This is a genomic window from Clostridium sp. AM27-28, assembly GCF_003480955.1.
Lineage (GTDB): Bacteria > Bacillota > Clostridia > Lachnospirales > Lachnospiraceae > Otoolea > Otoolea fessa.
Genome location: NZ_QUJT01000001.1, coordinates 329,445 through 355,017, shown reverse-complemented (window position 1 = coordinate 355,017; position 25,573 = coordinate 329,445). Strand labels below are relative to the sequence as shown.

33 protein-coding genes and 1 riboswitch are annotated in these 25,573 nt (G+C 47.5%); all 33 genes read right to left on the bottom strand.

The annotated features are described in order from the left end of the window. Positions 1-6: 6 nt before the first annotated feature. Positions 7-1,632 carry a nickel ABC transporter substrate-binding protein gene (nikA, locus tag DW720_RS01735; protein ID WP_118481853.1) on the bottom strand — a complete coding sequence of 542 codons (1,626 nt, stop codon included), beginning with the start codon at positions 1,630-1,632 and terminating at the stop codon, positions 7-9. Positions 1,633-1,802: 170 nt separating this feature from the next. Further along, positions 1,803-2,705 (bottom strand): LysR family transcriptional regulator, encoded by a 903-nt coding sequence (locus tag DW720_RS01730; protein WP_107000780.1) that lies wholly within the window; start codon positions 2,703-2,705, stop codon positions 1,803-1,805. 150 nt (positions 2,706-2,855) lie between these two features. Beyond that, positions 2,856-3,656 carry an energy-coupling factor transporter transmembrane component T gene (locus tag DW720_RS01725; protein WP_118471526.1) on the bottom strand — a complete coding sequence of 267 codons (801 nt, stop codon included), beginning with the start codon at positions 3,654-3,656 and terminating at the stop codon, positions 2,856-2,858. Beyond that, entirely contained in the window at positions 3,653-4,516 is an 864-nt protein-coding gene (locus DW720_RS01720) for an energy-coupling factor transporter ATPase (protein WP_107000782.1), read from the bottom strand. The genes DW720_RS01725 and DW720_RS01720 overlap by 4 nt, the downstream gene beginning before the upstream one ends. Positions 4,517-4,518: 2 nt before the next feature. Beyond that, positions 4,519-5,379 carry an energy-coupling factor transporter ATPase gene (locus tag DW720_RS01715; RefSeq protein ID WP_107001012.1) on the bottom strand — a complete coding sequence of 287 codons (861 nt, stop codon included), beginning with the start codon at positions 5,377-5,379 and terminating at the stop codon, positions 4,519-4,521. 149 nt (positions 5,380-5,528) lie between these two features. Beyond that, on the bottom strand, positions 5,529-6,524 hold the full coding sequence (locus tag DW720_RS01710; protein WP_107000783.1) for a peptidylprolyl isomerase: 996 nt from the start codon (positions 6,522-6,524) through the stop codon (positions 5,529-5,531). Between the two features lie 215 nt (positions 6,525-6,739). Continuing rightward, positions 6,740-7,396, bottom strand: coding sequence for a Maf family protein (locus DW720_RS01705; protein ID WP_107000784.1), 657 nt, complete (start codon positions 7,394-7,396; stop codon positions 6,740-6,742). 99 nt (positions 7,397-7,495) lie between these two features. Then, positions 7,496-7,957 (bottom strand): divergent PAP2 family protein, encoded by a 462-nt coding sequence (locus DW720_RS01700; protein ID WP_022358457.1) that lies wholly within the window; start codon positions 7,955-7,957, stop codon positions 7,496-7,498. A 78-nt stretch (positions 7,958-8,035) separates the two neighbouring features. Next, a complete protein-coding gene (gene glgA / locus DW720_RS01695; protein WP_022358456.1) occupies positions 8,036-9,481 on the bottom strand; it encodes a glycogen synthase GlgA in 1,446 nt (481 codons plus the stop codon). A gap of 387 nt (positions 9,482-9,868) precedes the next feature. After that, the gene (locus tag DW720_RS01690) at positions 9,869-10,537 is read right to left on the bottom strand and encodes a hydrolase (RefSeq protein WP_117796493.1); all 669 of its coding nucleotides are present in this window, start codon (positions 10,535-10,537) and stop codon (positions 9,869-9,871) included. Positions 10,538-10,744: 207 nt separating this feature from the next. Continuing rightward, positions 10,745-11,551, bottom strand: a complete 807-nt coding sequence (gene spo0A, locus DW720_RS01685; RefSeq protein ID WP_107000786.1) for a sporulation transcription factor Spo0A — start codon at positions 11,549-11,551, stop codon at positions 10,745-10,747. A 428-nt stretch (positions 11,552-11,979) separates the two neighbouring features. Then, a riboswitch (cyclic di-GMP riboswitch) is annotated at positions 11,980-12,055 on the bottom strand. Positions 12,056-12,269: 214 nt separating this feature from the next. Continuing rightward, positions 12,270-13,577, bottom strand: a complete 1,308-nt coding sequence (spoIVB, locus tag DW720_RS01675; protein WP_347560687.1) for a SpoIVB peptidase — start codon at positions 13,575-13,577, stop codon at positions 12,270-12,272. A 390-nt stretch (positions 13,578-13,967) separates the two neighbouring features. Further along, the gene (locus tag DW720_RS01670) at positions 13,968-14,504 is read right to left on the bottom strand and encodes a L17 family ribosomal protein (protein WP_022360547.1); all 537 of its coding nucleotides are present in this window, start codon (positions 14,502-14,504) and stop codon (positions 13,968-13,970) included. A 178-nt stretch (positions 14,505-14,682) separates the two neighbouring features. Continuing rightward, on the bottom strand, positions 14,683-15,645 hold the full coding sequence (locus tag DW720_RS01665; RefSeq protein ID WP_107000788.1) for a DNA-directed RNA polymerase subunit alpha: 963 nt from the start codon (positions 15,643-15,645) through the stop codon (positions 14,683-14,685). A 126-nt stretch (positions 15,646-15,771) separates the two neighbouring features. Then, positions 15,772-16,365, bottom strand: a complete 594-nt coding sequence (gene rpsD, locus DW720_RS01660) for a 30S ribosomal protein S4 (RefSeq protein ID WP_107000789.1) — start codon at positions 16,363-16,365, stop codon at positions 15,772-15,774. Positions 16,366-16,383: 18 nt separating this feature from the next. Beyond that, complete coding sequence (gene rpsK / locus DW720_RS01655; protein WP_022360550.1) at positions 16,384-16,785, bottom strand: 30S ribosomal protein S11; 402 nt, start codon at positions 16,783-16,785, stop codon at positions 16,384-16,386. Between the two features lie 75 nt (positions 16,786-16,860). Then, positions 16,861-17,229 carry a 30S ribosomal protein S13 gene (gene rpsM, locus DW720_RS01650; RefSeq protein ID WP_022360551.1) on the bottom strand — a complete coding sequence of 123 codons (369 nt, stop codon included), beginning with the start codon at positions 17,227-17,229 and terminating at the stop codon, positions 16,861-16,863. A 131-nt stretch (positions 17,230-17,360) separates the two neighbouring features. Then, positions 17,361-17,474, bottom strand: a complete 114-nt coding sequence (gene rpmJ / locus DW720_RS01645) for a 50S ribosomal protein L36 (protein WP_003497809.1) — start codon at positions 17,472-17,474, stop codon at positions 17,361-17,363. A gap of 249 nt (positions 17,475-17,723) precedes the next feature. Then, a complete protein-coding gene (gene infA, locus DW720_RS01640) occupies positions 17,724-17,942 on the bottom strand; it encodes a translation initiation factor IF-1 (protein ID WP_022360552.1) in 219 nt (72 codons plus the stop codon). A 1-nt stretch (position 17,943) separates the two neighbouring features. Further along, positions 17,944-18,216 carry a hypothetical protein gene (locus DW720_RS01635; protein WP_117796495.1) on the bottom strand — a complete coding sequence of 91 codons (273 nt, stop codon included), beginning with the start codon at positions 18,214-18,216 and terminating at the stop codon, positions 17,944-17,946. Between the two features lie 252 nt (positions 18,217-18,468). Then, positions 18,469-19,218 carry a type I methionyl aminopeptidase gene (gene map / locus DW720_RS01630; protein ID WP_118749184.1) on the bottom strand — a complete coding sequence of 250 codons (750 nt, stop codon included), beginning with the start codon at positions 19,216-19,218 and terminating at the stop codon, positions 18,469-18,471. Positions 19,219-19,221: 3 nt separating this feature from the next. Beyond that, complete coding sequence (locus DW720_RS01625; protein ID WP_022360555.1) at positions 19,222-19,866, bottom strand: adenylate kinase; 645 nt, start codon at positions 19,864-19,866, stop codon at positions 19,222-19,224. A gap of 108 nt (positions 19,867-19,974) precedes the next feature. Beyond that, positions 19,975-21,291, bottom strand: a complete 1,317-nt coding sequence (secY, locus tag DW720_RS01620; protein WP_118749183.1) for a preprotein translocase subunit SecY — start codon at positions 21,289-21,291, stop codon at positions 19,975-19,977. 1 nt (position 21,292) lies between these two features. Further along, positions 21,293-21,733, bottom strand: a complete 441-nt coding sequence (rplO, locus tag DW720_RS01615) for a 50S ribosomal protein L15 (protein WP_022360557.1) — start codon at positions 21,731-21,733, stop codon at positions 21,293-21,295. 23 nt (positions 21,734-21,756) lie between these two features. Continuing rightward, positions 21,757-21,939 (bottom strand): 50S ribosomal protein L30, encoded by a 183-nt coding sequence (rpmD, locus tag DW720_RS01610; protein ID WP_022360558.1) that lies wholly within the window; start codon positions 21,937-21,939, stop codon positions 21,757-21,759. Positions 21,940-21,954: 15 nt separating this feature from the next. Further along, a complete protein-coding gene (gene rpsE, locus DW720_RS01605) occupies positions 21,955-22,464 on the bottom strand; it encodes a 30S ribosomal protein S5 (protein WP_022360559.1) in 510 nt (169 codons plus the stop codon). Between the two features lie 19 nt (positions 22,465-22,483). Continuing rightward, entirely contained in the window at positions 22,484-22,852 is a 369-nt protein-coding gene (gene rplR / locus DW720_RS01600) for a 50S ribosomal protein L18 (RefSeq protein ID WP_022360560.1), read from the bottom strand. 17 nt (positions 22,853-22,869) lie between these two features. Continuing rightward, positions 22,870-23,412 carry a 50S ribosomal protein L6 gene (gene rplF / locus DW720_RS01595; RefSeq protein ID WP_022360561.1) on the bottom strand — a complete coding sequence of 181 codons (543 nt, stop codon included), beginning with the start codon at positions 23,410-23,412 and terminating at the stop codon, positions 22,870-22,872. A 99-nt stretch (positions 23,413-23,511) separates the two neighbouring features. After that, positions 23,512-23,913: a 30S ribosomal protein S8 gene (rpsH, locus tag DW720_RS01590; protein ID WP_022360562.1), complete on the bottom strand. Its 402-nt coding sequence runs from the start codon at positions 23,911-23,913 to the stop codon at positions 23,512-23,514. 201 nt (positions 23,914-24,114) lie between these two features. Continuing rightward, a complete protein-coding gene (locus DW720_RS01585; RefSeq protein ID WP_022345134.1) occupies positions 24,115-24,300 on the bottom strand; it encodes a type Z 30S ribosomal protein S14 in 186 nt (61 codons plus the stop codon). Positions 24,301-24,314: 14 nt separating this feature from the next. Then, a complete protein-coding gene (gene rplE, locus DW720_RS01580) occupies positions 24,315-24,854 on the bottom strand; it encodes a 50S ribosomal protein L5 (RefSeq protein ID WP_022360563.1) in 540 nt (179 codons plus the stop codon). 23 nt (positions 24,855-24,877) lie between these two features. Continuing rightward, positions 24,878-25,183 carry a 50S ribosomal protein L24 gene (gene rplX, locus DW720_RS01575; protein WP_022360564.1) on the bottom strand — a complete coding sequence of 102 codons (306 nt, stop codon included), beginning with the start codon at positions 25,181-25,183 and terminating at the stop codon, positions 24,878-24,880. 12 nt (positions 25,184-25,195) lie between these two features. Then, entirely contained in the window at positions 25,196-25,564 is a 369-nt protein-coding gene (gene rplN / locus DW720_RS01570) for a 50S ribosomal protein L14 (protein WP_022360565.1), read from the bottom strand. Positions 25,565-25,573: the final 9 nt, after the last annotated feature.

Sequence of the window (25,573 nt, the reverse complement as noted above, 5' to 3'; positions counted from 1 at the left end):
TTTCCTTTATTTCTTCTCTCCAAAATAGAAATCAGCGAACGGAACCTCATACTGAGTCTGCGTAAAATGGAAGCCCTGCAGATCCGAACGGTAGATTGCCTTATTGCACTCATAAGTAAGCGGAATATAGACCGCATCCTCATGCAGACGGGTCAGCACAAATGTATACAGCTCCTGACGGCGCTCTTCATCCGTGGAAACCAGGATCTCTGTAATCGCATCATCGATATCTGCCTTATCTTCCAGTCCCTGCTGTGCCGCAAAATCTCCATAAACCGGAGCGCGCATCGCCGCCAGGGAGGACTGCGGGTCATACGGAGTTCCCCAGCAGATATTAAATACCATGTCAAAGTTTCCAGCCTTCATACTATCACGGTAAGACTGTTCTTCCTCTCCATGAATGTTCAGGGAGACACCCAGCTTCTGGTATTCGCTCTGGAGGTACTCCGCAATCGCTTTTTCCGTCACACTATCGCTGTTATAAAGCAGCTCCAGTTCCATTTTCTGGCCGTCTTTTTCACGTACGCCGTCTCCAGCCAACGTCCAGCCTGCTTCCTCCAGCATCTTCGTTGCTTCTTCCACATCATACTCATATGGGGTCAGATTGATATCGCAGTAAGGAACGGTAGATGCAAACAGTGTATCCGCCGGCTGTTCCAGACCATAAAAAATACCTTCTGAAATCGCTGCTTTGTTTGTCGCATGCTGAAGTGCCTTACGCACTTCCTTCTCATCCAGAATATCACGGGTTGTATTCAGTACAATCTGCCGGGTCGAGGTCGGATCCGATAACGCAACCGTAAAATTGTCATTTCCCGTATACTGGTTAATTGCATCCGCATCAATCATATTTTTACCGAAAATCAGATCAATTTCCCCTTTTTCCAGTGCCATGATACGCGTCTGATTATCCGGTATTACTTTTACCGTAATCTTTTTGATGGACGGCTGCTCCCCCCAATAGTTTTCGTTTGCTTCAAATACTGCATACTCATCTGTCACAAAATCGGTCAGGACATATGGACCTGTTCCAATGTATTCGTTTACGCCATCCTTTGTGCTTCCGTCCTTCATCGCCTTCGGAGAAATCATTGCAAACGGACGGGTAACTCCCAACTCTGTCAGCAGAGGATAGTACGGCTCCGACAGTTCGATCACAAAGGTTTTATCATCCGGAGCCGAAACCCCAACCAGAAGATTCATCATTTCCAGCCAGGTGTGACGATCTTTGTTTTCAATGATTGCATCAAAGTTTGCCTTGATCGCGTTGGCGTCACACACCTCTCCGTCCGAAAATTTCACTCCATCACGGATGTGGAACGTGTAGGTCTTTCCATCTTCACTGATATCCCAGCTCTCTGCCAGGCAGCCCTCATACCCATTTTCTGTAATATTGACTAAGGTCTCGTAGAGCATTTCCTGTGCATACATTTCACCTGCATACAGATGTGGATTCAGATCACGGATATCCCGGTAATTAACAAATACCAGTTCATCCTTCGTGCTCTCTGCCGATGCACTCTGCTCTGATTTTGTCCCTTCTGTACTGTTTGAAGCGTTTCCGCCACATCCAGCCAAGACAGCCACGGAAAGAACACCAGCTGCCGCTATGAGTCTTTTACTTTTTTTCATATATGTCCTCCTGTTATGCCTGACGCAGGTTTGAAAGCCTGCATCTCTTTTATCTACTTTGTTAAAACAATTCGTTTTTACCGGCAGATAAAAGGATAACATAGTTACGCACAACTAACCACTATCGTTTTACAGGGGGATTGCTATAACGATTTGTTATATCTAAACAATTAAAGCATTTTTTTGAAATGTTCTAAAAACCACGCTGCCTCCGCACTCAGCTTTTCTTCATTCTGGTAAATATATCCGATTACCAGAAATGGTTCACTATTCCGGATCTTCAGATTACGGATTGGATATTGTTTATAATCCTCATATAAAAAATCAATTCCCAGGCTGCAGATATCGCTCTGCATCAGGAGATTCATTGTCATATGATCGCTATTGGTATGTACAACCGTATTCAGCATATCCGTGCTGATCGCTCCCAGGCTCACATGGTTTAAATGATGCTCCATTGAGAAAAAATCCCGGATTCCGCTGACGAATTTTAACTGCGGAAGCTCGGTAAAATCGATACTCTCATCCTCATAACGCGGATGATTTGGTCCCACATAAACACAGGCAGGTTTGACATCCAGTTCCTGAAAAGACAATTTTTTGTGGGACAAAATATGCCGGAATGCCGGAACCTGTTTCTGTGCTACATACACAATCCCCAACTCCGAAATTCCCTGGGATACCTGATCACTAATCTCCTCCACACTGCCTTCCCGGTGGGAAATCTGGCACTCGCAGCCATATTTCTTATAAAAATCTGTCAGAAGCCTCGCAATCATGTTGCTCGGGTAGGTAGAAACGGTAAATTTCCGTTCCTGCGTATCTTCTGCCAGCGAGTTAATAAGACTCACATGATTTAAAATATTGTGTGCATACTCCCGGACCGTTTCTCCATATGGGGTAACCCTGAGCCCTCTGCTTGTCCGCTCAAATAACGCACGCCCCAGCTCCTGTTCCAGCATCCCGATCACCTTGCTGACATTCGGTTGGGATGTGTATAGGCATTCTGCTGCCTGATTAAAACTACCTTTTTCACAGGCAACCATAAAATATTCAAGCTGTTTTAATTCCATTGAAGTCCTCCTTCTGTTGTTCTCCATTCCACCTTATGTTAGCTGTAACTAACCAAAATACAAAAATCAAGAGGCACACAGCTTGCACAGCCTATGCACCTCTCTTTCGGTTCCAAAAGTGCCTACCCGCGGACAGTAACCCCTTTTTCGCTAAAAAACGATCCGCAGTACAATCACAATTCCCAGATAAGCCAGAAGAATCAAGTAGGTAATCCGGTCTCTCCTCTCATAATGCAGCGGCTTCATCTTGGTCCGACCACTTCCGCCCCGGTAGCAGCGCGCCTCCATCGCCATCGCCAGATCCGTCGCGCGGCGGAACGCCGATACGAAAAGCGGTACCAGAATCGGGATCATGCTCTTTGCCCGCTGTACGAGATTGCCAGATTCAAAATCAGCGCCTCTCGCCATCTGTGCCTTCATGATCTTATCCGTCTCCTCAATCAGAATCGGGATAAAGCGCAGCGCGATCGACATCATCATCGAGATCTCATGCACCGGCACATGGAGACGGTTCAAGCATCCCAGACTCCGCTCCAAGCCGTCCGTAAGCTGGTTCGGGGTCGTCGTCAGCGTCATGACAGAGGAACCAATCACCAGATACATCAGGCGCAGACCCATGAAAACTGCCAGCCGCAAGCCCTCATGCGTCACTTTTAAAAATCCAATCTGGAAAATAACCCGTCCGCTCGTCAAAAACAGGTTAAAGCTGATACTGATAAGTAACAGGAACACGATCGCCCTAAGTCCCCGCACAATAAATTTAAATGGTACGCGTGAGGTGCGGACCGCCATCGCCAGAAATACGGTTGCCACTGCATAGCAGAGCAGGTTGTCCGCGAAAAATAATGAAATAATGTAGATCAGCGTTCCAAACAGCTTGGTACGCGGATCCAGCCGGTGAACCACTGATTCGACCGGATAATACTGTCCGATTGTGATATCCCGTATCATTGTTTCTCCCTCCGCTTGTTATACAGCGCCAGAATCGCCTCCCGCGCCTCTTCTACCGTCGTGATCGTGTCGTCGATCGGAATCCCGCGCTCCCGAAGTCCCTGCACCACATAAGTGATCTGCGGCGCGGCAAGACCGATCGCCTCTAACTCCTTGTAATGGCGGAATACCTCCTTCGGCGTATCGTCAAACATCTTCACGCCGTCGTTCATGACCATGATGCGGTCCACGTAGCGCGCCATGTCCTCCATGCTGTGGGAAACCACCAAAATCGTCAGCCCGTGCTCCCGGTTCAGGCGCTCGATCTGACCTAAAATCTCATCGCGCCCCTGCGGATCGAGTCCCGCCGTCGGCTCGTCGAGGATCATCATCTCCGGACGCATCGCCAGTACACCCGCGATCGCGACGCGGCGTTTCTGTCCGCCGGAAAGTTCAAACGGGGACTGCTTATAAAATTTTTCATCCATGCCGACCAGCTTTAAGGCATGGCGGGCACGTTTTTCCACCTCTTCCTGCGGAAGCCCCAGATTTTTCGGTCCGAAACAGACGTCTGTAAAAATATCTGCCTCAAAGAGCTGGTACTCCGGATACTGGAACACCAGCCCCACTTTACTCCGCAGATCCTTTAATTTATAACCCTGGCTGTAAATGCTGACACCCTGATACTTAATGTCGCCGCTGGTCGGCTTGATCAGACCGTTTAAATGCTGGATCAGGGTTGATTTTCCCGATCCAGTGTGACCAATCAGACCGACAAATTCGCCGTCCTGAATCTCAAAACTCACGTGCTTTAATGCCTGGCGCTCTAACGCCGTGCCCTCGCCGTAGGTGTAGCACAAATCTTCTACCTGTATTGCCATCTCTATTCCTCTTTCAAAAGCGGTACCAGTGCGTCCAGAAGCTCCGATTTACGAAGGATTCCATCTGGAAGCGGAATTCCCTTTTTCTTAAGCTCCCACGCAAGCTCCGTCACCTGCGGCACATCCATCCGGTATTGTTTTAGTTCCTCCACGCGGGAGAAAATCTCCTTCGGCGTGCCGTCCATCACGATATGACCGTCATCCATGACGATCACGCGGTCTGCATCGACCACCTCTTCCATATAATGGGTGATCAGCACCATCGTGATTCCTTCCACCCGGTTTAACTCATGGACGGTGCGGATAACCTCCTTGCGTCCGTTCGGATCGAGCATCGCCGTCGGCTCATCGAGCACGATACATTCTGGTTTCATCGCCATGACGCCCGCGATCGCCACACGCTGCTTCTGTCCGCCGGACAGATGGTTCGGGGACTGCTTGCGGTACATCGTCATCCCGACTGCCTTTAAGCTCTCATCCACTCGCTTCCAGATCTCCTCGGTCGGAACTCCGATATTTTCCGGACCGAATCCGACGTCCTCTTCCACTATATTTCCTATGATCTGGTTATCCGGGTTCTGAAAGACCATGCCCGCATTTTTGCGGATATCCCACAGATGCGCCTCGTCCCTCGTATCCATCTCCGATACAAAAAGCGTACCGTCAGTCGGGCTCAAAATGCCATTGATCTGCTTGGCAAATGTGGACTTGCCGGAACCATTGTGTCCCAGGATTGCCACAAAGCTGCCTTTCTCAATCTCCAGATTCACATGATCCAGGGCGCGCTTTACTTCCTCTACCTGCCCCTCTTCATCGCGTCTTATATAATCAAATACAAGATTGACCGCTTTTATGATATTCATGTATTTTTCCTCCACAGTATGTCCGCCTGACCGGACATTACCGTTCATTGTAGAAGAATTTTCCCCGGTAGTCAAGCGGTTGTTCCGAATTGTTATCCTTTTTTTTAAATAAGTTTACTTTTTATCTACCCGCCCCAGGTACAGACTACCTATTTGATCGCATATTCCGCGTAAATCTCAAAGAAATCCGCGTCATTTTTCTCGAACTCCGAGGTCAGATCCAGACTGTCCCAGAGCCCGCTGCTGTAAGAAACGGAGATCGTATTGCTGAACCGGTCGTAGATCTCCTGAAAGGCGCGTTTTTTCCGCTCCTCGTAGATGCGCTCCTTGCGCGCCGCCGTCTCGTCCTCGTCATAATCGTCCGTACATTTGAGCACATAGTACGCGTCGTCCGCATGGATCACCTGGCTGACTGCGCCCTCGGCAAGGGAAAATGCCTCTTTCTCATAGGCATCCGACTCATCACCGCGCCCCAGCACCCGGTCACTCACCGTCAGCCCCGCCTCCTCGGCACAGGACTGGAAATCGGCATCTTCCTGCGATGCCGCCCGCTGGAAGGCGTCTGCCTCGCTCTCATCCGATGTCTTTATCTGACTGACATGGATCACCTTTGCCTCACTGTCGCTGACCTCCAGCGCCACATTGTCCGTGAGCTGTCCCGCCAGCTTCTCCGCCAGACCATAATCCTCATAGATATGCTGGACATCCGCCTCTGTCACGCCCATCGAGTCAATCGCCGACTGCGGCAGACGCCCAAAATACTCGGCTGCTGCCCGGTCCATCGCCGCCCGCTCCTCTGAAGTCAGGGAAATCCCCCGATCGGCTGCCAGCAGGTTCATGATTTTCAGCTCATCCATAAACGAACGGATCTGTTTTTTTAGATACGTTTCAAAATCATCGCCCTTTTCTCCAACTGAAACGCCCCAGATCTGATCCGTACAGACCTCCTCATAGCGTTTTTTCTCCGTCATGGCAATCACCATCACTTCCGCGCGGGAATAACCCTTTTCATTCTTCTTTCCCACCACGATCGTGCTGCCGTCCGAGCCGCATCCAGTCAAAAGCCCCAGGCTGAGCGCCAGCCCCGCAAGCAGGGCACACGCCGCCCGGTGGATATGGTTTGTCTTCCTTTTCTGTTTCTGCATGGATACTCCCTTTCTCCTGCATATTTTAGCAATTCCTGTCACATATTCTCTCTGAGCGGCTGATTTATTACTGTTCACACATATGACCAGCAGCGCTGCGTTCTGTCAATCCTTCCACTCTGGTTCACGGTCTGCCACCACGTTTTCTTACGGCACTTTCGGTTCCAAAAGTGCCTACCCGTGAACAGTAACTTTCTTTCCATCAGCCATCCACCTCAGGCCGTATGCTTGAGCAGATCTTCTATCTTCTCCGGGCAGATCCGCTTCAATTCCTGATAGAGCCTTCCGACCGGCAGCCCCATCACATTCGTGTAAGAACCATCGATTCCGCGGATATGCGCGGCAAAACTTCCCTGAATGCCGTATGCACCCGCCTTGTCCATCGACTCGCCGCAGTCTACATACGCCTCGATCTCCGCATCGCTCATCGGATATACATCCACCCGCGTCTCAACCGCAAAGCAGCTCTCCCGATCCTCAGTCAGGATCGCCACGCCCGTGTATACACGGTGGCTGCGCCCCTGGATCCGTCCGATCATCTCAAGCGCCTCATCCCGATCCGCCGGTTTTCCTAAAATCTCGTCATCCACACTGACAACGGTATCGGAACCAATGATAATCCCGGAAAATAGGATTCCCGTCGTCCGCGCCTCCTCACGCACCTGCGCCATCACATCGCGCGCCTTCTGTCCCGCCAGTTCCATCACAACCTGCGCCGGTTCCGTACAGAGCGGATTTTCCTCCAAAGTGCTCGGATGAATCTCCGGTTTCAGCCCAATCCGCTCCAAAAGCTCCCTGCGGCGCGGAGACGCACTCGCCAGAATTAACCGGCAGGCTGGTTTGATATTTTCTATGTCTCTTCTCTGTTCCATTGTTCTGTTCTCATTTCCTCAGTTTCATTTAACGCTTAAATACACGTTATCCCTATATTTATACCATCTATCAGCCAAAATGAAAAGATCCGATGTTCGTTATATGAACATCGGATCGAGAATAAATGCAATCAAAATGCCTAAAATCGCGCCTGCTGCTACCTGTATCGGCGTATGCCCCACATATTCCTTCAATTTTTCCTGTAACACCACGCCATCCAGCTTGAGGAAATCATCGAACAGCAGACGGTTCAATACCCGCGCCTGCTTTCCTGTCTCCTGCCGGACACCGATCGCGTCATACATAACAACCATCGCCAGAATAAAGCTGATGGAAAATTCAAAGCTTCCCACTCCGTACCGCAGCGCCGCCGCCGTTGCCAGCGAACATACAGTGGATGAGTGGGAACTCGGCATACCGCCGGAGCCAACCAGACGCTCCGGGTTGAACGAATGGTTCAGCCCGATGTCCAGAATCGTCTTGAGCACCTGGGCGACCACCCACCCGGTCACGCCGGTCATCAGCGTCTGGTTTGATGTCAATTCCTGAAAAAAAGTCATGTTTCTCTCCTGTACTATCTTAATTCCTCTGTTTTCTTCCACACATATGCCACTGTCTCTAAATCACTCGGTCAGTCATTAATATCCTATCAGCCAGTCATACAATTCCTGATATTTTCCAGCCGATGTCTGCCAGGAAAAATCAGCCGCCATGCCGCGGTCTACGATCTTGTTCCACTCGCGCTTCTTATTATAATAGATGTATTTTGCATAGCGGATGCAGTCGAGCATCTCATGTGCATTGTAGTTAGCAAATGAAAATCCTGTTCCGGTTCCATCGTATTCATTGTATGGCCATACAGTATCCTTGAGCCCACCCGTCTCACGCACGATCGGCACGGTTCCGTAGCGAAGCGCCATGAGCTGGCTCAGCCCACATGGTTCAAACAGCGACGGCATCAGGAATGCGTCACAGGCTGCATATACCTTATGCGACATATCTTCTGAATAATAAATATTAGCGGAAACACGATCATTGTACTTCCAGTCATAGTGGCGGAACATATTTTCATACCGTTCATCTCCGGTTCCCAGCACAACCAGCTGTACATCTTCCGTACAGATCTCATCCATCACACACTGTACCAGGTCAAGTCCCTTCTGGTCGGTCAGACGGGAGACGATACCGATCATGAACTTTTTCTCGTCCTGCGCCAGTCCCAGCTCCGCCTGCAGCGCCTTTTTATTCTTGGATTTCTCCTTGCGGAATGTCTTTGCGTTATAATTTTGTACGATCCGTTTATCTGTCTCCGGATTAAATTCATCGTAATCGATACCATTTAAGATACCGCGCAGACTGTTGCTTCTCGCACGCATCAGACCGTCCAGTCCCTCGCCGTAGAACGGAGTCTTGATCTCCTCCGCGTAGGTGTTGCTGACCGTCGTGATCGCATCCGCGTATACGATGCCGCCTTTTAACATATTGCCGTCTTTGTAAGCTTCCAGCTTATCCGGTGTAAAATAGTAGTCCGGCAGCTCAGAGAAATGCTGGATTGTCTTCACATCCCACACCCCCTGGAACTTCAGGTTGTGGATCGTCATGACGGACTTGATATCCCGGAAGAACTCGCCGCCGTGGAATTTGTCCTTGAGATGCACCGGGATAAGTCCCGTCTGCCAGTCGTGGCAGTGGATGACATCCGGCTTGAAGCCGATCACCGGCAGGGATGAGAGAGCCGCCTTGCAGAAGAAAGAAAACTTCTCCAGATCGTAATACCAGTCCCCATACGGGCGATCACCCCAGAAATAACTCTCATTATCAATAAAATAGAAGGTCACGCCCTCATATTCATATTCCAGGATGCCCACATACCGGTTCTGTCCCAGATAATCCATATAAAAATGGTTCACATACTTCATTTCATTGCGGAATGACTCTTTGATGCACAGATACTTCGGGATCATGACACGCACATCAAAATACTGCTTATCAAAACATTTTGGAAGGGATCCGACAACGTCTGCCAAACCTCCTGTTTTGATAAATGGAACCGCCTCCGATGCAATAAACAGAATATTCTTCATAGCTACTACCTCCCAACCGTGCCCGCTCGCGATCTGGCACCCTATTAAAATTATTATACAATAGAATCAGGGAATTAGAAAGTAGGCGACAGAGAAAAAAATCGGGAAATATATGACAAATAGTTCCGATTTGCAGACTGTATTTTCTGAATTGGATGTTTTGCATAGTACCGGATGAATTATAAATTTTACCGCATGAAAAAGAATGTGCCTTGGCACATTCTCGCGCCGAGCGCGGTCGCTTGCGACATGTTTCTGCTTCGCGCGAGTGCGCATCCTCGCGGAGCGTTTTTTTGTTTCATAGGACGCAATTTCCTATGAAACAAAAATAAAAGACGGAGCCGAAAAGAAAATTATGTTTTCTCTTCGGCCCCGGCTTTTGTATAATCAGGGATTGATCTCCCTGTATTTCTTCATCGTCCGCGCAAACAGCTCGCCGTTGGACGGCGGCGTGTACGTGATCGCATTGGCTCCTGCCTCGATCGTCTCCAAAATCGATTCATTAGTCGGTCCTCCGGTCGCGATAATGGCAACGTCCGGATACTCCTTCCGGATCTCGGCTACCATCGATGCGGTGGCGGCAGCGCCTGATACATTTAAAATATCGGCTCCCGCCTCCAGTTTGCGGCGGACATCCGTGTGAACCGAAGCAATCGTCGCAATGACCGGAATGTCAACCACCCGCTTGATCTCCGTGATGACCTCATCCGCGATCGGCGCATTGACCACTACACCGTAGGCTCCCTGATGTTCTGCCTGAAGCGCCAGACGGACGGAACGCTTTCCTCCGGTCAGACCGCCGCCGACCCCGACAAACACCGGCACATCCGAGATGCTGATGATCGACTGTGAGATAGCTGCCTGCGGAGTAAACGGATAAACTGCGATGATCGCATCCGCGTTGATATTTTTGATGATTGCCACATCCGTTGAGAAGGCGATCGATTTGATACGCTTTCCAAAGATGCGGATTCCTGAACATTCACTGATACAATACGGACACATAATCGTGTGATCCCGCAGGGTTCCATTGTACGCCGGTACTTTTTTTTTCATAGGCAATTCTCCGTTCTTTTAGCTGCTTTCCTGACCTCTCTGTCCAGCTGTTTTATACAGGGGCAGTTTTTCAGTCCTGCATCTTTTATTTCCCCTTTATCTTATCATACACACATTTACCCATGCAATCAGTCACTTTCATAAATGTGTTACAATAGTGTTAAAAAGGCTTACAGCACTTTCGGCTCCAAAAAGCACCGCACGATTTTATACATCCCGCTTATAATCCAGGCAAATCTTATCAACAATCAATGCGATAAATTCCGAATTGGTCGGCTTTCCTTTCCCTGTGCTGACGGTATATCCAAATAGATCGTTGATCGTGTCCATCTTGCCGCGGCTCCATGCGACCTCAATCGCGTGGCGGATTGCCCGCTCGACACGGCTTGAAGTGGTCTGGCGCTTCTTGGCGATGGTCGGGTACAGGATTTTCGTCACAGAACCGAGCATTTCTTTATCACTGACTGACAAAATAATCGCATCCCGCAGGTACTGATATCCCTTAATATGAGCCGGAATCCCAATCTCATGCAGAATCTGCGTCACATCGCTCTCCAGATTCTGTCTTTCATATTCCGCCGACACCATATACGGCTCCACCTTCCGGCTGCCCGCCAGGGTCGAAGCGCGGTTCCTGTAATTCTTCAGGCGATGTACCTTGTCTAAAACCGCCTCCTTCGAAAATGGCTTTACTATGTAATAACAGGCGCCCATCCGAAAAGCATCCGCTGTCAGATTCTCGCTGCTCGCAGCTGTAATCATAACAAAGGAAGTGTCAGCTGAACAGTCTTGATTTGTCTTGATGCGCTCCATAACCGAAATTCCATCCATTCCCGGCATCACTACGTCCAGAAATACAATATCCGGCTTTGTCTTTACGATCATATTATAGGCATCGGTTCCGTTTTCCGCTTTTCCGACCACCTGAATCTCCTTATCACTTTCCAGTATATTTCCAAGCATATCCAATGCCTGACGATTATCCTCTGCGATCGCAATCTTCATTTCTGCCATAATATTCTCCTCCTCGGCACCTGTGATGATTAAAATAATTATAAATTCTTTTTTTAACAAGTTTCAACTCGTTTTGATCGCGCAGTTCGACACTCAACGCTCATTTTGTCTATCAATTCTTTTGATGCAAAATAAATTACACAAGATGCAAACTATATATAAGCATGTATTGTAGCTAACCGTATCTGTTAAGATTCCGCTATAAACCTTCTACCGCCCAGCCGCCATACGCCTATCTAACGATCCCTTATCACCACGTTTTACCGATTCCGGTCGAAAGACACACAAAATACACGCAATTAAAAAGCCTCCACGACCGGTTTCTGAACATGAAAATTCCATCTTTGCAGATCAAGTTTCGATAAATTCCTATAAAAAAACAGAGTTACGCCATAGCCATACAACTATAACATACTCTGTTATCGTGTTAATGCAACTGGCTGCCATTTTACAGGCCCTATAGCTTTGCGTCGCAGCTTTTCAACTGTTTTGCCAAATATGTAATTTGCTCTATTATATACGCTTTTTTTATATCCTGTCAATAAAGAGAGCAAAAACTTTGTACTTTGCATGTTACTGTTCACACACGTGTGCCCAGCAACAGGATTTTGCCGATGCTGCGCATTCAAAATCGGCAAAATCTGCTGCCAGAACTGTATCATATGGAATTTTAAGTTCAGAAAATTCCCACCCGTAAACAGTTACTTTGCATCCAGATTCAATGTCCCAGCATATTCTCCACCAGAATCCCATACCCACGCGTCGAATCCTGAATAAAAACGTGCGTGACTGCTCCGATGAGTTTTCCGTTCTGGATGATGGGGCTGCCGCTCATGCCCTGGACGATCCCGCCGGTCAGGGACAGAAGTTCCGGATCGGTTACGCGAATGACCATGTCCTTGTTGTGGCGGTTGGAGGAGTGGTCTATTTTCTGAATCTCAATCTCGTAGTCTTTCAATTCCCCGGACACGCTGCTGCGGATGCAGGCACGGCCTTTTTTGACGTCCTGACGGTAACCGATCGGAATTGCAGGGTTCTTTACCCGGCTTAAAAAGCGCGGATTTGCCGTCCCGAAAATGCCCTGATCCGTATTAGCCTCCACACTTCCCAGCCGCGACTGATTTCCATAGTAGATAACGCCCGACATCACGCCCGGCTTTCCGAAACTTCCCTTCTCCACGCCCAGAATCTCCGTATCGTATAGTTCGCCGCCGGAGGTCTGCACCAGAAGTCCCGTGTCGCCGTCGCTGATACCGTGTCCCAGCGCTCCAAACGCGCCGTTAGCACATACATAGGTCATCGTACCGATGCCCTGCGTATCGTCGCGGATCCACAGCCCCAGCTTATAGTCTCCCTCCTGCGTCTGTACCGGCGTCATCTGTACATCCATCGTCTCTCCCTCGCGGCGCACTGAAAGTGTCAGAGCCATATTTCCCGCTTCCTTGACTGCCCGTATCATATCTTTCTTGTCCGTCGCCGGCGTCCCGTTGATTGCCTCGATATAGTCTCCAGAACGCAGGATTCCGTCCGCCGGATCCATCACTTCCCCCGTCTGTGCCGTTACCCTTCCGGTTCCGATCACCATCAGTCCATCGGATTTCATGTAAATACCCACCGGCAGCCCACAGGGAACCGCATACTGGACATCCGACACATCTACCTCGATATCCTTTAATTTCCATATTCCAAAGAGTTTGAGACTTAAACGGTACGTTCCCTCCTGTTCAGAATAGATGGAAAAGGGCTGGTTGAGCTGCAGATGGATCTGGTCGGACGGAATTTTAGAGCTGCCGTTTAGAAGCACCTCCTCGCTCTCACTTTCCAGCAATGCCCGAAACGGCAGCCCAAAGCGAACTTGCTCCTGCCGGTCCACCACCACATTGATGCGGTCGGGAACCGCGTTCTTCACATATTGATAAGACACGCCGGCAAGCGCAATGACCCCCGCACCAAAGATCACTATCAGAACACGGCGAAGTTTTTCCTTCCGACTTGTTGTTTTCCACATACTAGGGTTTTTTCGCACGTTTTTTCCTCCTTCTACTCCTATGTACTTCCCCCGTTCCGTAGATTCCACCCTGCGGCGAATTTCAACGAAATGCAGATGTACACTCTGTTTGAATCCAAGAAATTGTTCCATAAAATCGTTTAATCCTAGTATGCGGAAAACCATAAAATTCAGTCTGCTATTTTTGCGCCATTCTTTCTATTTTTTTCATTCAAGTGTTATTAAAACCCTGACTTTTTCTCAAGGTAAATGGAAAACCTGAAAAATTCCATTCTAACGTCAAAAAACCCGGTTCAGAAGACAGATTTCTCTGTCTCCCAAACCGGGGGTATAAAATCATCTTACGATTCAAAACTTGCGTAAAAGAACGAAGATTTGATACAACTTAAACAAACGAATCTATCTAAATTATACCAGCTCTAACAGAACTTCCATAGCGCCGTCGCCCTTACGCTGACCGATCTTAACGATACGGCTGTAACCACCATTGCGGTTAGCGTACTTCGGTGCAAGCTCATCAAACAGCTTAGCCGGCATATCTACCTTCTTAGTGTTTTTCTTCTTGCCTGCTCTTGCAGTCGGAACGTCTGTTACATCGTAGAGAACCTTCAGCATCTGTCTTCTAGCGTGAAGTCTGGAAGCTTTATCTTTCTTGATCTCTTTCTCTACTTCGTCGTAAACGGTAACTTTCTTGCCGTCAACAACTTCTTTTACTCTCTTGCCGTTCTCGTCTTTGCGAGCTACCTTAGCGGTAACTTTAACGGTCTCGAAGTTATCTTTCTCTTTTACTGCCAGAGCGATCAGACCCTCAGCGATCTTCTTCACTTCTTTTGCTCTTGCCTCAGTGGTAACGATCTTGCCGTTGAATAACAGTGCGGTTACCAGGCTGCGCAGCATTGCTTTTCTCTGACTGGAAGTTCTTCCAAGTTTTCTATATCCTGCCATGATTCTTTCTCCTCCATTTGCGGAAGCCGGCACTCATGCCCTTTGGACTTACTGAATGTCTGCTATATAAAATATAATTGTTTGATGGTTATGCAGGGACCTGTGCCATTCGGACTTATCCGTCCCCGTATCTGCATGAAAGGGACGCACTGCAAAGCACGTCCACCCACGCGGTATCTTAAGCCTCTTCGCTCGGGTTGAGCTGCAGACCTAATTCTTTCAGTTTTGCAAGAACCTCTTCCAGGGATTTGCGGCCCAGATTTCTGACTTTCATCATATCTTCCGGTGTGCGGTTGCACAGCTCCTCCACTGTATTGATTCCGGCTCTCTTTAAACAGTTGTAAGAACGAACGGATAACTCCAGCTCGTCGATGTTCATCTCAAGCACTTTCTCTTTCTCGTTGTCTTCCTTCTCTACCATAACCTCTGCGGTCTTGGCATTCTCGGAAAGGTCAATGAAGAGGTTCAGATGCTCGCTCAGAACCTTTGCTGCCAGGCTGACAGCTTCGTCTGGTGCCAGCGTTCCATTTGTGTATACATCTAATGTCAGCTTATCATAATCTGTCACCTGACCCACACGGGTGTTCTCAACGGTCATATTGACACGCTCCACCGGTGTGTAGATAGAATCAACAGCCAGAACTCCGATCGGAAGATCTTCACTCTTGTTCTTATCTGCGCTGATGTAGCCGCGGCCCTTCGTGATCGTCAGCTCCATGTAGAATTTGCTGTCCGCGCCGCCGCTTAATGTAGCGATGACCTGGTCCGGATTCAAAATCTCAATGTCAGAATCAGCGTGAATGTCAGCTGCTGTGATGACGCCTTCGCCCTCGAACTCGATATAAGCCGTCTTCGGCTCATTCGTCTCGCTGCTGTTTTTGATCGCCAGACTCTTGATGTTCATGATAATTTCAGTTACATCCTCTTTTACACCAGGGATAGAACTGAACTCATGCAAAACGCCGTCGATTTTCACTTGACTTACTGCTGCACCAGGCAAAGAGGAAAGCATAATTCTTCTTAAAGAATTGCCTAATGTGGTACCATAGCCTCTTTCCAGCGGTTCAACCACAAATTTGCCATATCTTTTGTCTTCGGAAATCTCAGCAATTTCAATTTTTGGTTTTTCAAAATCGAACACGATAGCCCCTCCTTTTGGGAACATTTTTGAGGGTCTGCCATACTCTTGTAGTCTCGGAATCTCCCAAGCAGCTGCCAAAGCAGATACATGGGAGATTCTGGACTAACATAATAGTAATACTTCTTATTATTTGGAGTACAGCTCGACGATAAGCACTTCGTTTACAGGAACGTCAATTTCGTCTCTGCTCGGTAACTCTTTAACAGTACCTTTCAGGTTCTCAGCGTCAACTTCCAGCCATGCCGGTACCATTCTTCCGCCGGTTACCTCAGCGATATCTTTATATCTCTGTGAAGATTTGTACTTCTCTTTGATCTCGATTACATCGCCAGCCTTAACTAAGTAGGACGGGATGTTTACGCTCTTGCCGTTTACGAGAACGTGCTTGTGATCTACGATCTGACGTGTCTCTTTTCTTGTACGGCCAAAGCCCATTCTGAATAATACATTATCCAGTCTGCACTCCAGAAGGATCATCAGGTTAGCACCGACCTGACCATTCATTCTGGATGCTTTTGCATAGTAATTTCTAAACGGTTTCTCTAACACACCGTAGATGAATTTTGCTTTCTGCTTTTCTCTCAGCTGGAGTGCATACTCGCTCATCTTTCTGTTGGCTCTCGTTAATTTTCTCGTTGATTTCTTGTCGATTCCTAAATAAACCGGATCAAGGTCAAGAGATCTACATCTTTTAAGTACAGGAACTCTATCTACTGCCACTTTACTTGCACCTCCTAATTAGACTCTTCTACGTTTCGGCGGACGGCATCCGTTATGCGGAACCGGAGTTACGTCCTTAATGCTTGTTACTTCCAGACCACATGCCTGAAGAGCACGGATTGCTGCTTCACGACCTGATCCCGGACCTTTTACCATAACGTCTACAGACTTTAAGCCATGGATAAGAGCTGCCTTCGTTGCAGTTTCTGCAGCCATCTGAGCTGCATATGGAGTAGATTTCCTTGAACCTCTAAATCCCAGACCGCCTGCACTTGCCCATGATAAGGCATTACCCTGTGCATCTGTTAAAGTAACGATTGTGTTATTAAAAGATGACTGGATGTGCGCCTGTCCGCGTTCAACGTTTTTCTTTACACGCTTTTTTGTCACTTTCTTGCCAGTGGACACTTTTTTAGCCATTTTAAACTAACCTACTTTCTCAAATATTGAATCCTGTTGCTAAACCTAACCTGATTCAGTTTCCTTGTTACTTAATTATTTCTTCTTGTTTGCTACTGTCTTTCTCGGACCCTTACGAGTTCTAGCGTTGGTCTTTGTCTTCTGACCACGAACCGGAAGGCTCTTTCTATGACGGATGCCTCTGTAGCATCCAATCTCCTGCAGTCTCTTGATGTTCATAGCGATCTCTCTTCTCAGATCACCCTCAACCACCTGACTGTCAGCGATGATTGCCGCAAGCTTCTTAACTTCGTCGTCAGTTAAGTCCTTAACACGAGTGTCAGGATTAACTTCAGCTTCGGCCAGGATACGGGCTGCACTTGCTCTACCGATACCGTAGATGTAAGTCAAGCCGATCTCTACGCGTTTCTCTCTTGGTAAATCGACACCTGAAATACGAGCCATGTGTGTAGTACACCTCCATTAGTTTTTCTTACTTCTTCGTTGATAATGTATAAATTTGCTTAAACTACTGAACAACTCATCCGAGTGGTTCATAATAGAAAGCCGCGCGAAAAAATAGGTGCTAAATCAAATTAGCCCTGTCTTTGTTTGTGCTTCGGATTCTCACAGATTACTCTGATACTGCCTTTTCTCTTGATGATCTTGCACTTTTCGCAAATTGGTTTAACCGATGATCTAACCTTCACAGCAATTCTCCTTTCCGTAATAGTCCGTCCAATCTCGGACATACAATTTTTTATAACCTATTGCAGTCCTGTGTCGGACTTACAGGTACAACAGACTCGTTCCATCCCCCTGCCGTGAGAGGACAAAAGGGCGGATCTTACCTGATGCTTCAACAAAGTTCGCTAAAGCATTATAACATTTAAAATCCTATAATGCAAGCGAAATTTACACTTCTCTCAATATTTTTATTGAGAAAAATGGATTGGTCTTTATTTATCTCTCCAAATGATTCTTCCCTTAGAGAGATCGTATGGCGACATTTCCATTGTAACCTTATCGCCCGGCAGAATACGGATGTAGTTCATACGGAGTTTTCCGCTGATCGTAGCAAGTACGATGTGTCCGTTTTCCAGTTCTACCTTAAACATAGCGTTCGGCAGCTTCTCTGCTACTACGCCCTCAATCTCAATTACATCTGCTTTCGACATTCTATATACCTCCCTGCAATGATTTCTGAATGAAATAGCGGATCGCTTCATCCTGGACTGCCGCGCCGTCCGCAAACTGGGCTGCCAGCGCCTCATCCCATTTGTGGGAGAACTGCACGTGCTTTCTCTTCTTGCGTTTCGGCTTGGCGGCGGTTTTAGTGCGTCCGTCTGCCAGATACACGTAGCGTGCATCTTCTCTGACTATAATATAATAAGTGCCTTTGTCGTGGCCCGCAAGTGAGCGGACCAGACAGCCAGTTCCATATTCCGTCATTCTGATCTCCGTTTCTGTAGACAGGTGTTTCCGCTCCCGCCGCAGGCTTCTCAGATTACAGTTTGTTCGCTTGCTTATTTGCTCACTTAGTTCGCAAACAGGGCAAAAATTCATGCAGATTTGTCTTCGACAAAGAATTTTCGCCATTGCCCGCCTTATTGATCGGCTCGGACATCTGCCTCAAGATGCGTACATACTGTAATCTGAAAGCCTGCTTAGGTATTCGTAAAACTTCCCCAGCTTACTTCTTCTTTATAAGGAAAGGATCTCAGGTTCGCCCTCTGTAATAAGAATCGTATTTTCATAATGAGCAGCCCAGCCGCCATCTTCCGTCATGACGGTCCAGTCATCATCGAGCCAGACTACTTCGTAGCTGCCCTCGGTAATCATCGGCTCGATCGCGAGCGTCATGCCGGGCTGTAAGAGAATTCCTTTTCTTTTTCTTGCAAAATTCGGAATCTCCGGATCCTCATGCAGATGGGAACCGATTCCATGACCAACCAGATCCCTGACAACACCAAAACCGAAACTTTCGGCATATTTCTGGATCGCTGCAGAGATGTCATTGAGATGATTGCCAGCTTTGGCAAATTTAATTCCCTCAAAGAAGCTCTGTCTGGTAACTTCAATCAGTTTTTTGGCATCATCGTCGATCTCTCCGATGCCGTAAGTCCGGGCTGCGTCTGAGTGGTATCCTTTGTAGAGCACTCCTGCATCCAGACTGACGATGTCTCCCTCATCGAGGAAATGTTCCTTGTGCGGGATTCCATGTACAACCTCATCATTGACAGAGACGCAGATCGATGCGGGATAGCCGTTGTAATTTTTGAACGAGGGAATGCAGCCGTAACTCCGGATGATTTCCTCTCCCATATGATCAATATCCCAGGTGGACATGCCCGGCCGAAGATTCTTCGCCAGTTCCTCATGCGTTTTGGCGAGAATTCTTCCCGCCTCACGCATCAGTTCAATCTCCCTGGGAGATTTTATCGTCACTGCCATGTTTTAAGCTCCCAAAATATCCGTAATGTTCTTGAATACGTCTTCCATGGTCTGTGTACCGTCTACCGTATGAAGAACGCCCTTCTTCTCATAGTACTCGATCAGCGGGTGTGTCTGGTCATGGTATATTTCCAGACGTTTCTGTACAGTCTCCGGCTTGTCATCATCACGAAGCACCAGCTCAGAACCGCACTTGTCGCAGATTCCTTCTTTTTTCGGTGCTGCGAACTGGATGTGATAGGTAGCGCCGCACTTTAAGCACGCACGGCGCCCTGCCATGCGGTTTACGATGTTTGCATCCGGCACATCTACGTTGAGCGCGAAATCAATCGCCTCGCCGTTTGCTGCCAGCGCCTCTGTCAGACTCTCTGCCTGCGGGATCGTTCTTGGGAATCCATCCAGAATATAGCCGTTCTTGCAGTCAGCCTCATGGATCCGGTCAAGAAGCATGCCGATCGTTACCTCGTCCGGTACTAAAAGCCCCTGATCGATGAACGATTTTGCTTTTTTACCAAGCTCTGTGCCTGCCTTGATATTGGAACGGAAAATATCTCCGGTAGAAATATGCGGAATGCCGTATTTTTCTGCAATTCTCTGAGCCTGTGTTCCTTTTCCGGCTCCCGGTGCTCCTAACATAACAATCTTCATAATGGTTACAATCTCCCTATATACAACAGAATCGCCTCCAGGCAGGAGCTGTCTCCGGCCACCTCCAGCCGTAAAGTAAGCAAGCTCCCGCCCAGAAAGCGAGTTGTCTTAGTCGTTTAAGAATCCTTTATAGTTGCGAACCAGCATCTGTGATTCGACTGCTTTGATTGTCTCAAGTACTACACCTACGATAATGATAAGAGAAGTACCTCCGAAGGAGAGACGGCTCACTGAGAACAGTCCAGAGACAATGATCGGAACCAGGCAGACAATGATCAGTCCGCAGGCACCAATCAGTATAATATACTCCAGAATTCCATCCAGGTAATCGGATGTTGGCTTTCCTGGACGAATGCCCGGGATGAAGCCGCCGGATTTCTTCATGTTGTTTGCTACTTCAAGCGGGTTGAATGTAATGGATGTGTAGAAATACGCAAACACAATAATCAACGCGATGTAGACAATTAAACCAACTGAATAAGCCGGACGCTCTGGATTAAACCAGGAGCTGGAATTCAGAGCCAGAAGAATCTTTCCTCCGATGGTGTCATAATTAACCTGGAAAAATCCAGCAATTACCACCGGGAAAGACATCAGGGATGAAGCAAAGATAACAGGAATAACACCTGCTGTATTTACTTTTAACGGTATGCTTGTGGACTGACCGCCAACCATCTTACGTCCCTGCATCTTTTTAGAATACTGAACCGGAATTCTCCGCTCTGCATCCTGTAAAATGATAACAAATACAACCATCGCTACGATAACCGCTACGATAATCACGGCTGTTACAACTGCAACCGCCACGATCTTGCCCTGCAGGAAACGCTCATAGAGCGTAATCATATCGCTTGGCATGGTTGAAATGATATTGAACAGAAGCACGATAGAAATACCGTTTCCGACGCCGTTCTCGGTGATTCGCTCACCGATCCACATCAGCATGGCACTTCCGGCTGTCATTGTCACAATAGCGACAATCACATTCAGGGCAGTAAACTCAACTAAAAGTCCCTTGCCGCCGAAACCGATCGCCATAGCGACGGACTGCATCAGCGCCAGTGCAACCGTAAGGTAACGCGTATATTCCGCAATCTTCTTTCTTCCGTCCTCGCCCTCCTGCTGCATTTCCTCTAATTTCGGAATTGCAATTGTCAGAAGCTGCATGATAATGGAAGAAGTGATGTACGGGGTAATACTCAATGCGAATACCGACATGTTCGTGAACGAACCGCCGGTAATCATATTGAAGAAACCAAACGCATCATTGGACTGTCTTGTAAACAGTTCCTGGAAAAATGTTGTATTAACTCCGGGAATCGGCAGCTGCGATCCGATACGGATCACAACCAGCATAAAGAACGTATAGAGGAGTTTTTCTCTGACCTCTTTTATCTTAAATGCATTCTGGAGTGTTTTTAACATATTAGATCACCTCGCAGGTTCCGCCAACGGCCTCGATCTTAGCTTTCGCGCCTTCACTTACCGCATCAACCTTTACGTTCAGCTTTTTGGTCAGCTCGCCATTGCCGAGGATCTTAACGCCGTCACGCGGGTTCTTTACGATGCCTGCTTCGATTAATGTTTCAACCGTAACAACTGTGTCGTTCTCGAATCTCTCAAGAGCGCTTACGTTGATACCAACGATGGTCTTAGAATTTCTGTTTGTGAAGCCTCTCTTCGGGAGACGTCTATATAACGGCATCTGACCGCCTTCAAATCCTGGTCTCGGAGCGCCGGAACGAGCTTTCTGTCCCTTATGTCCCTTACCAGCAGTCTTACCGTTGCCTGATGCGTGACCACGACCTCTTCTGAAGCTGTCGCTGTGCTTAGAGCCTACCGCCGGCTTTAAATTGGATAAATCCATGACTGCACCTCCTTGCAAATATCTTAGATTTCCTCTACTTTAACTAAATGTCTAACATTCTGGATCATGCCTCTGATAGCGGCGTTGTCCGGCTGCTCAACTGTCTTGCCAGTCTTGTTTAAACCAAGAGCTGCAACCGTTGCTTTCTGCTTCGGGATAGCGCCAATAGGAGACTTAACCAATGTGATTTTTAATTTCTCTGCCATTTTTATCTCCTCCTATTAGTTCAGAATTTCTTCTACAGACTTACCGCGAAGTTTTGCAACCTCTTCCGGAGTCTTTAAAGAACCTAAGCCTGCCAGGGTAGCAAGAACTACGTTTGCCTTGTTGTTGGAACCAAGGGATTTTGTACGGATGTTCTTGTAACCAGCCAGATCCAGTACGGCACGAGCCGGACCACCAGCGATAATACCGGTACCTTCCGGAGCCTTCTTCAGAAGTACGTTAGCGCTTCCGAATTTGCCGAGGAAATCGTGCGGGATGCTATTGTTCTCATCGAACGGAACCTCCATCAGGTTTCTGGCAGCTGCCTCTTTACCCTTGCGGATTGCTTCCGGAACCTCAGCAGCTTTTCCCATACCAGCACCAACGTGGCCGTTTTTATCTCCAACTACTACTAAAGCGGAAAAACGCATTGTACGTCCGCCCTTAACGGTCTTGGATACACGTTTGATTGCCACTACAGTATCCTCTAACTCGAACTGGTTGGCATCAATTTTTGTACGTTTCATGTGTATGTTCTCCTTCCTACTAGAATTCCAGACCAGCCTCGCGGGCTGCATCTGCTAATGCCTGAACTTTTCCGTGGTAAATAAATCCGCCTCTATCGAAGACAACTTCTTTAATACCTTTTTCAAGCGCTCTCTTAGCGATTACAGTTCCAACGTGAGCTGCTGCTGCAACATCGTTCGTCTTCTCCAGTTCAGCTTTAACTTCCTTCTCGGCAGTGGAAGCTGCTACTAAAGTTTTTCCAACTGTATCATCAATGATCTGAGCATACATATGATTATTACTTCTAAACACTGCTAAACGCGGTCTCTCGGCTGTGCCAGAAAAACGGTTGCGTAATCTAACGTGTTTTTTAACGCGAATTTCGCTTCTTGACTGTTTGCTAACCATCTTCACACTCTCCTTAATTATTTCTTACCAGTCTTACCAACTTTACGTCTGATAACCTCATCGGCATACTTAATACCTTTGCCCTTGTACGGCTCAGGTCTTCTCTTATCCCGAATCTCAGCTGCATACTGGCCAACTTTTTCTTTGCTGATACCTTTAACAGTGATCTTGTTCTGTCCTTCCAGAACAGTCTCAATGCCTTCCGGATCTTCCATCTCTACCGGATGGGAGTAACCAAGGCTGAGAACCAGTTTCTTGCCCTGCTTCGCTGCTCTGTAACCAACACCGTTAACTTCCAGGACTTTCTCATAGCCTTCTGTTACACCATGAATCATGTTGTTAATTAAGGTTCTTGTCAGACCGTGTAAAGATTTCATTTTCTTTAAGTCGTTCGGTCTGGTAACTACGATATGACCATCCTCTTCTTTGATGTTCATCTCAACCGGGAGTTCTCTCTCAAGAGTTCCCTTCGGACCTTTTACAGTCACTAAATTGTTCTCTGCGATTGTTACGGTTACGCCCGCCGGAATCGCAACTGGCATTCTTCCGATACGTGACATGCCTTTTACCTCCTACTTAGATTTTCGGAGAAGCCTGAGCGGCTTCTCTGTTTTCAGTTGTATCTATACCTTGTCTAAACCGATGATGATGCTTTCGGCTTACCAAACAAATGCAAGAACTTCTCCGCCTACGCCGAGTTCTCTTGCCTGCTTGTCAGTGATAACGCCCTGGTTGGTGGAGATGATAGCTACACCTAAACCGCCCAGTACCTTCGGCATATCTTCCTTGTTTGCGTAGATACGCAGACCCGGTTTGGAAATTCTCTTGATGCCGGAGATGATTTTCTCGTTTTTGTCTTTACCGTACTTTAAGGTAATACGGATAGTCTTGAAATTGCCGTCCTCAACAACGTCATATTTCTTGATGAAACCTTCCTTTACCAGGATGTCAGCGATTGCTAATTTCATCTTAGAAGACGGAACATCTACTGTATCATGTTTTGCAGTGTTAGCATTACGGATTCTTGTAAGCATATCTGCAATCGGATCGCTCATTGTCATTTTGAGTGTGCCTCCTTATAATTTGACTACCACTTACTGTAAGTGGGTTTCGGTGGGTTTTGGGAACACTAGGATGTGTCCTCTATAATATAGGCATCGTCCACTCGACTAAGCTCGTCTATCGTCTTCGACTCTGACTCACTAAGTCTCGGGACGGGCTTTCGCACTAGATTCGAAACTACCTCATCAAGTGCTCAATGCCTACCAGCTTGCTTTCTTTACGCCCGGAATTTCGCCCTTGTAAGCTAATTCACGGAAGCAAACTCTGCAGATGCCGTATTTTCTTAAATATGCATGCGGACGACCGCAGATTCTGCAGCGGTTATATTCTCTGGTGGAGAATTTTGCCGGACGCTGCTGTTTAATCTTCATTGAAGTTTTAGCCATGATAAATCCTCCTATTATTTAGCAAATGGCATGTTGAACTGAGTTAACAGCTCACGTGCTTCTTCGTCGGTCTTAGCAGTGGTAACGAAGATGATATCCATACCTCTTACCTTATCTACTTTATCGTACTCGATCTCCGGGAAGATAAGCTGCTCTTTGATACCCAGAGCGTAGTTGCCTCTGCCGTCAAATGCGTTCGGATTTACACCGCGGAAGTCTCTTACTCGCGGAAGAGCCAGGTTGATCAGACGATCAGCGAACTCATACATCTTCTCGCCACGCAGGGTAACTTTACAGCCGATAGCCATACCCTCTCTAAGTTTGAAGTTAGCGACTGATTTTTTCGCTTTTGTAAGAACTGCCTTCTGGCCAGTGATGATTTCCATATCTCTTACAGCAGAGTCCAGAACTTTAGCATTTTCTTTTGCCTCGCCAACGCCCATGTTGATAACAATCTTGTCCAGCTTCGGCACTTCCATGATATTTTTATATCCGAATTTTTTGATCATAGCGTCTACGATTTCGCTCTGATACATTTCTTTTAATCTAGCCAATTTTAACGTTCCTCCTCTCTGTATTAGTCAATTACTTTACCGGTTGCCTTAGCAACGCGGACTTTCTTGCCGTCTTCTACTTTGAAGCCAACTCTCGTAGCCTTGCCATCCACTACCAGCATAACGTTGGAAATGTCAAGCGCGCCTTCCTGATGGATGATGCCGCCCTGCTGATTAGCTGCAGACGGTTTGGTATGCTTTGTTACCATGTTGCATCCCTCAACCAGGACTGTATTCTTCTTTACATTAACGGAAAGAACTTTTCCGGTTTTGTCTTTGTCTTTACCTGTGATAACCTTTACCAGGTCGCCTTTTTTAATTTTATGCACAGCTGACACCTCCTACAGTACTTCCGGAGCCAGGGAAACAATCTTCATAAACTGTTTCTCACGAAGCTCTCTGGCAACCGGCCCAAAAATACGGGTTCCTCTCGGGTTCTTGTCGTCTTTGATGATAACGGCTGCGTTCTCATCAAATTTGATGTAGGAACCATCTTTACGGCGTGCGCCCTTAACGGTACGTACAACAACGGCCTTCACTACATCGCCTTTCTTTACAACACCGCCTGGTGTTGCATCTTTAACGCTGGCAACGATTACATCGCCAATATTTGCATATCTTCTAGTAGAGCCGCCCATAACGCGGATACAGAGTAATTCTTTCGCACCGGTATTGTCGGCAACCTTTAATCTGGTCTCCTGCTGAATCATGCCCAATAC

Coding starts and splice junctions, on each gene's coding strand:
- nikA (WP_118481853.1), bottom strand. CDS start 1,632: ATGAAAAAAAGTAAAAGACTCATAGCGGCAGCTGGTGTTCTTTCCGTG.
- DW720_RS01730 (WP_107000780.1), bottom strand. CDS start 2,705: ATGGAATTAAAACAGCTTGAATATTTTATGGTTGCCTGTGAAAAAGGT.
- DW720_RS01725 (WP_118471526.1), bottom strand. CDS start 3,656: ATGATACGGGATATCACAATCGGACAGTATTATCCGGTCGAATCAGTG.
- DW720_RS01720 (WP_107000782.1), bottom strand. CDS start 4,516: ATGGCAATACAGGTAGAAGATTTGTGCTACACCTACGGCGAGGGCACG.
- DW720_RS01715 (WP_107001012.1), bottom strand. CDS start 5,379: ATGAATATCATAAAAGCGGTCAATCTTGTATTTGATTATATAAGACGC.
- DW720_RS01710 (WP_107000783.1), bottom strand. CDS start 6,524: ATGCAGAAACAGAAAAGGAAGACAAACCATATCCACCGGGCGGCGTGT.
- DW720_RS01705 (WP_107000784.1), bottom strand. CDS start 7,396: ATGGAACAGAGAAGAGACATAGAAAATATCAAACCAGCCTGCCGGTTA.
- DW720_RS01700 (WP_022358457.1), bottom strand. CDS start 7,957: ATGACTTTTTTTCAGGAATTGACATCAAACCAGACGCTGATGACCGGC.
- glgA (WP_022358456.1), bottom strand. CDS start 9,481: ATGAAGAATATTCTGTTTATTGCATCGGAGGCGGTTCCATTTATCAAA.
- DW720_RS01690 (WP_117796493.1), bottom strand. CDS start 10,537: ATGAAAAAAAAAGTACCGGCGTACAATGGAACCCTGCGGGATCACACG.
- spo0A (WP_107000786.1), bottom strand. CDS start 11,551: ATGGCAGAAATGAAGATTGCGATCGCAGAGGATAATCGTCAGGCATTG.
- DW720_RS01670 (WP_022360547.1), bottom strand. CDS start 14,504: ATGGCAGGATATAGAAAACTTGGAAGAACTTCCAGTCAGAGAAAAGCA.
- rpsK (WP_022360550.1), bottom strand. CDS start 16,785: ATGGCTAAAAAAGTGTCCACTGGCAAGAAAGTGACAAAAAAGCGTGTA.
- rpsM (WP_022360551.1), bottom strand. CDS start 17,229: ATGGCTCGTATTTCAGGTGTCGATTTACCAAGAGAGAAACGCGTAGAG.
- infA (WP_022360552.1), bottom strand. CDS start 17,942: ATGTCGAAAGCAGATGTAATTGAGATTGAGGGCGTAGTAGCAGAGAAG.
- DW720_RS01635 (WP_117796495.1), bottom strand. CDS start 18,216: ATGACGGAATATGGAACTGGCTGTCTGGTCCGCTCACTTGCGGGCCAC.
- map (WP_118749184.1), bottom strand. CDS start 19,218: ATGGCAGTGACGATAAAATCTCCCAGGGAGATTGAACTGATGCGTGAG.
- DW720_RS01625 (WP_022360555.1), bottom strand. CDS start 19,866: ATGAAGATTGTTATGTTAGGAGCACCGGGAGCCGGAAAAGGAACACAG.
- secY (WP_118749183.1), bottom strand. CDS start 21,291: ATGTTAAAAACACTCCAGAATGCATTTAAGATAAAAGAGGTCAGAGAA.
- rplO (WP_022360557.1), bottom strand. CDS start 21,733: ATGGATTTATCCAATTTAAAGCCGGCGGTAGGCTCTAAGCACAGCGAC.
- rpmD (WP_022360558.1), bottom strand. CDS start 21,939: ATGGCAGAGAAATTAAAAATCACATTGGTTAAGTCTCCTATTGGCGCT.
- rpsE (WP_022360559.1), bottom strand. CDS start 22,464: ATGAAACGTACAAAAATTGATGCCAACCAGTTCGAGTTAGAGGATACT.
- rplR (WP_022360560.1), bottom strand. CDS start 22,852: ATGGTTAGCAAACAGTCAAGAAGCGAAATTCGCGTTAAAAAACACGTT.
- rplF (WP_022360561.1), bottom strand. CDS start 23,412: ATGTCACGTATCGGAAGAATGCCAGTTGCGATTCCGGCGGGCGTAACC.
- rpsH (WP_022360562.1), bottom strand. CDS start 23,913: ATGACAATGAGCGATCCGATTGCAGATATGCTTACAAGAATCCGTAAT.
- DW720_RS01585 (WP_022345134.1), bottom strand. CDS start 24,300: ATGGCTAAAACTTCAATGAAGATTAAACAGCAGCGTCCGGCAAAATTC.
- rplN (WP_022360565.1), bottom strand. CDS start 25,564: ATGATTCAGCAGGAGACCAGATTAAAGGTTGCCGACAATACCGGTGCG.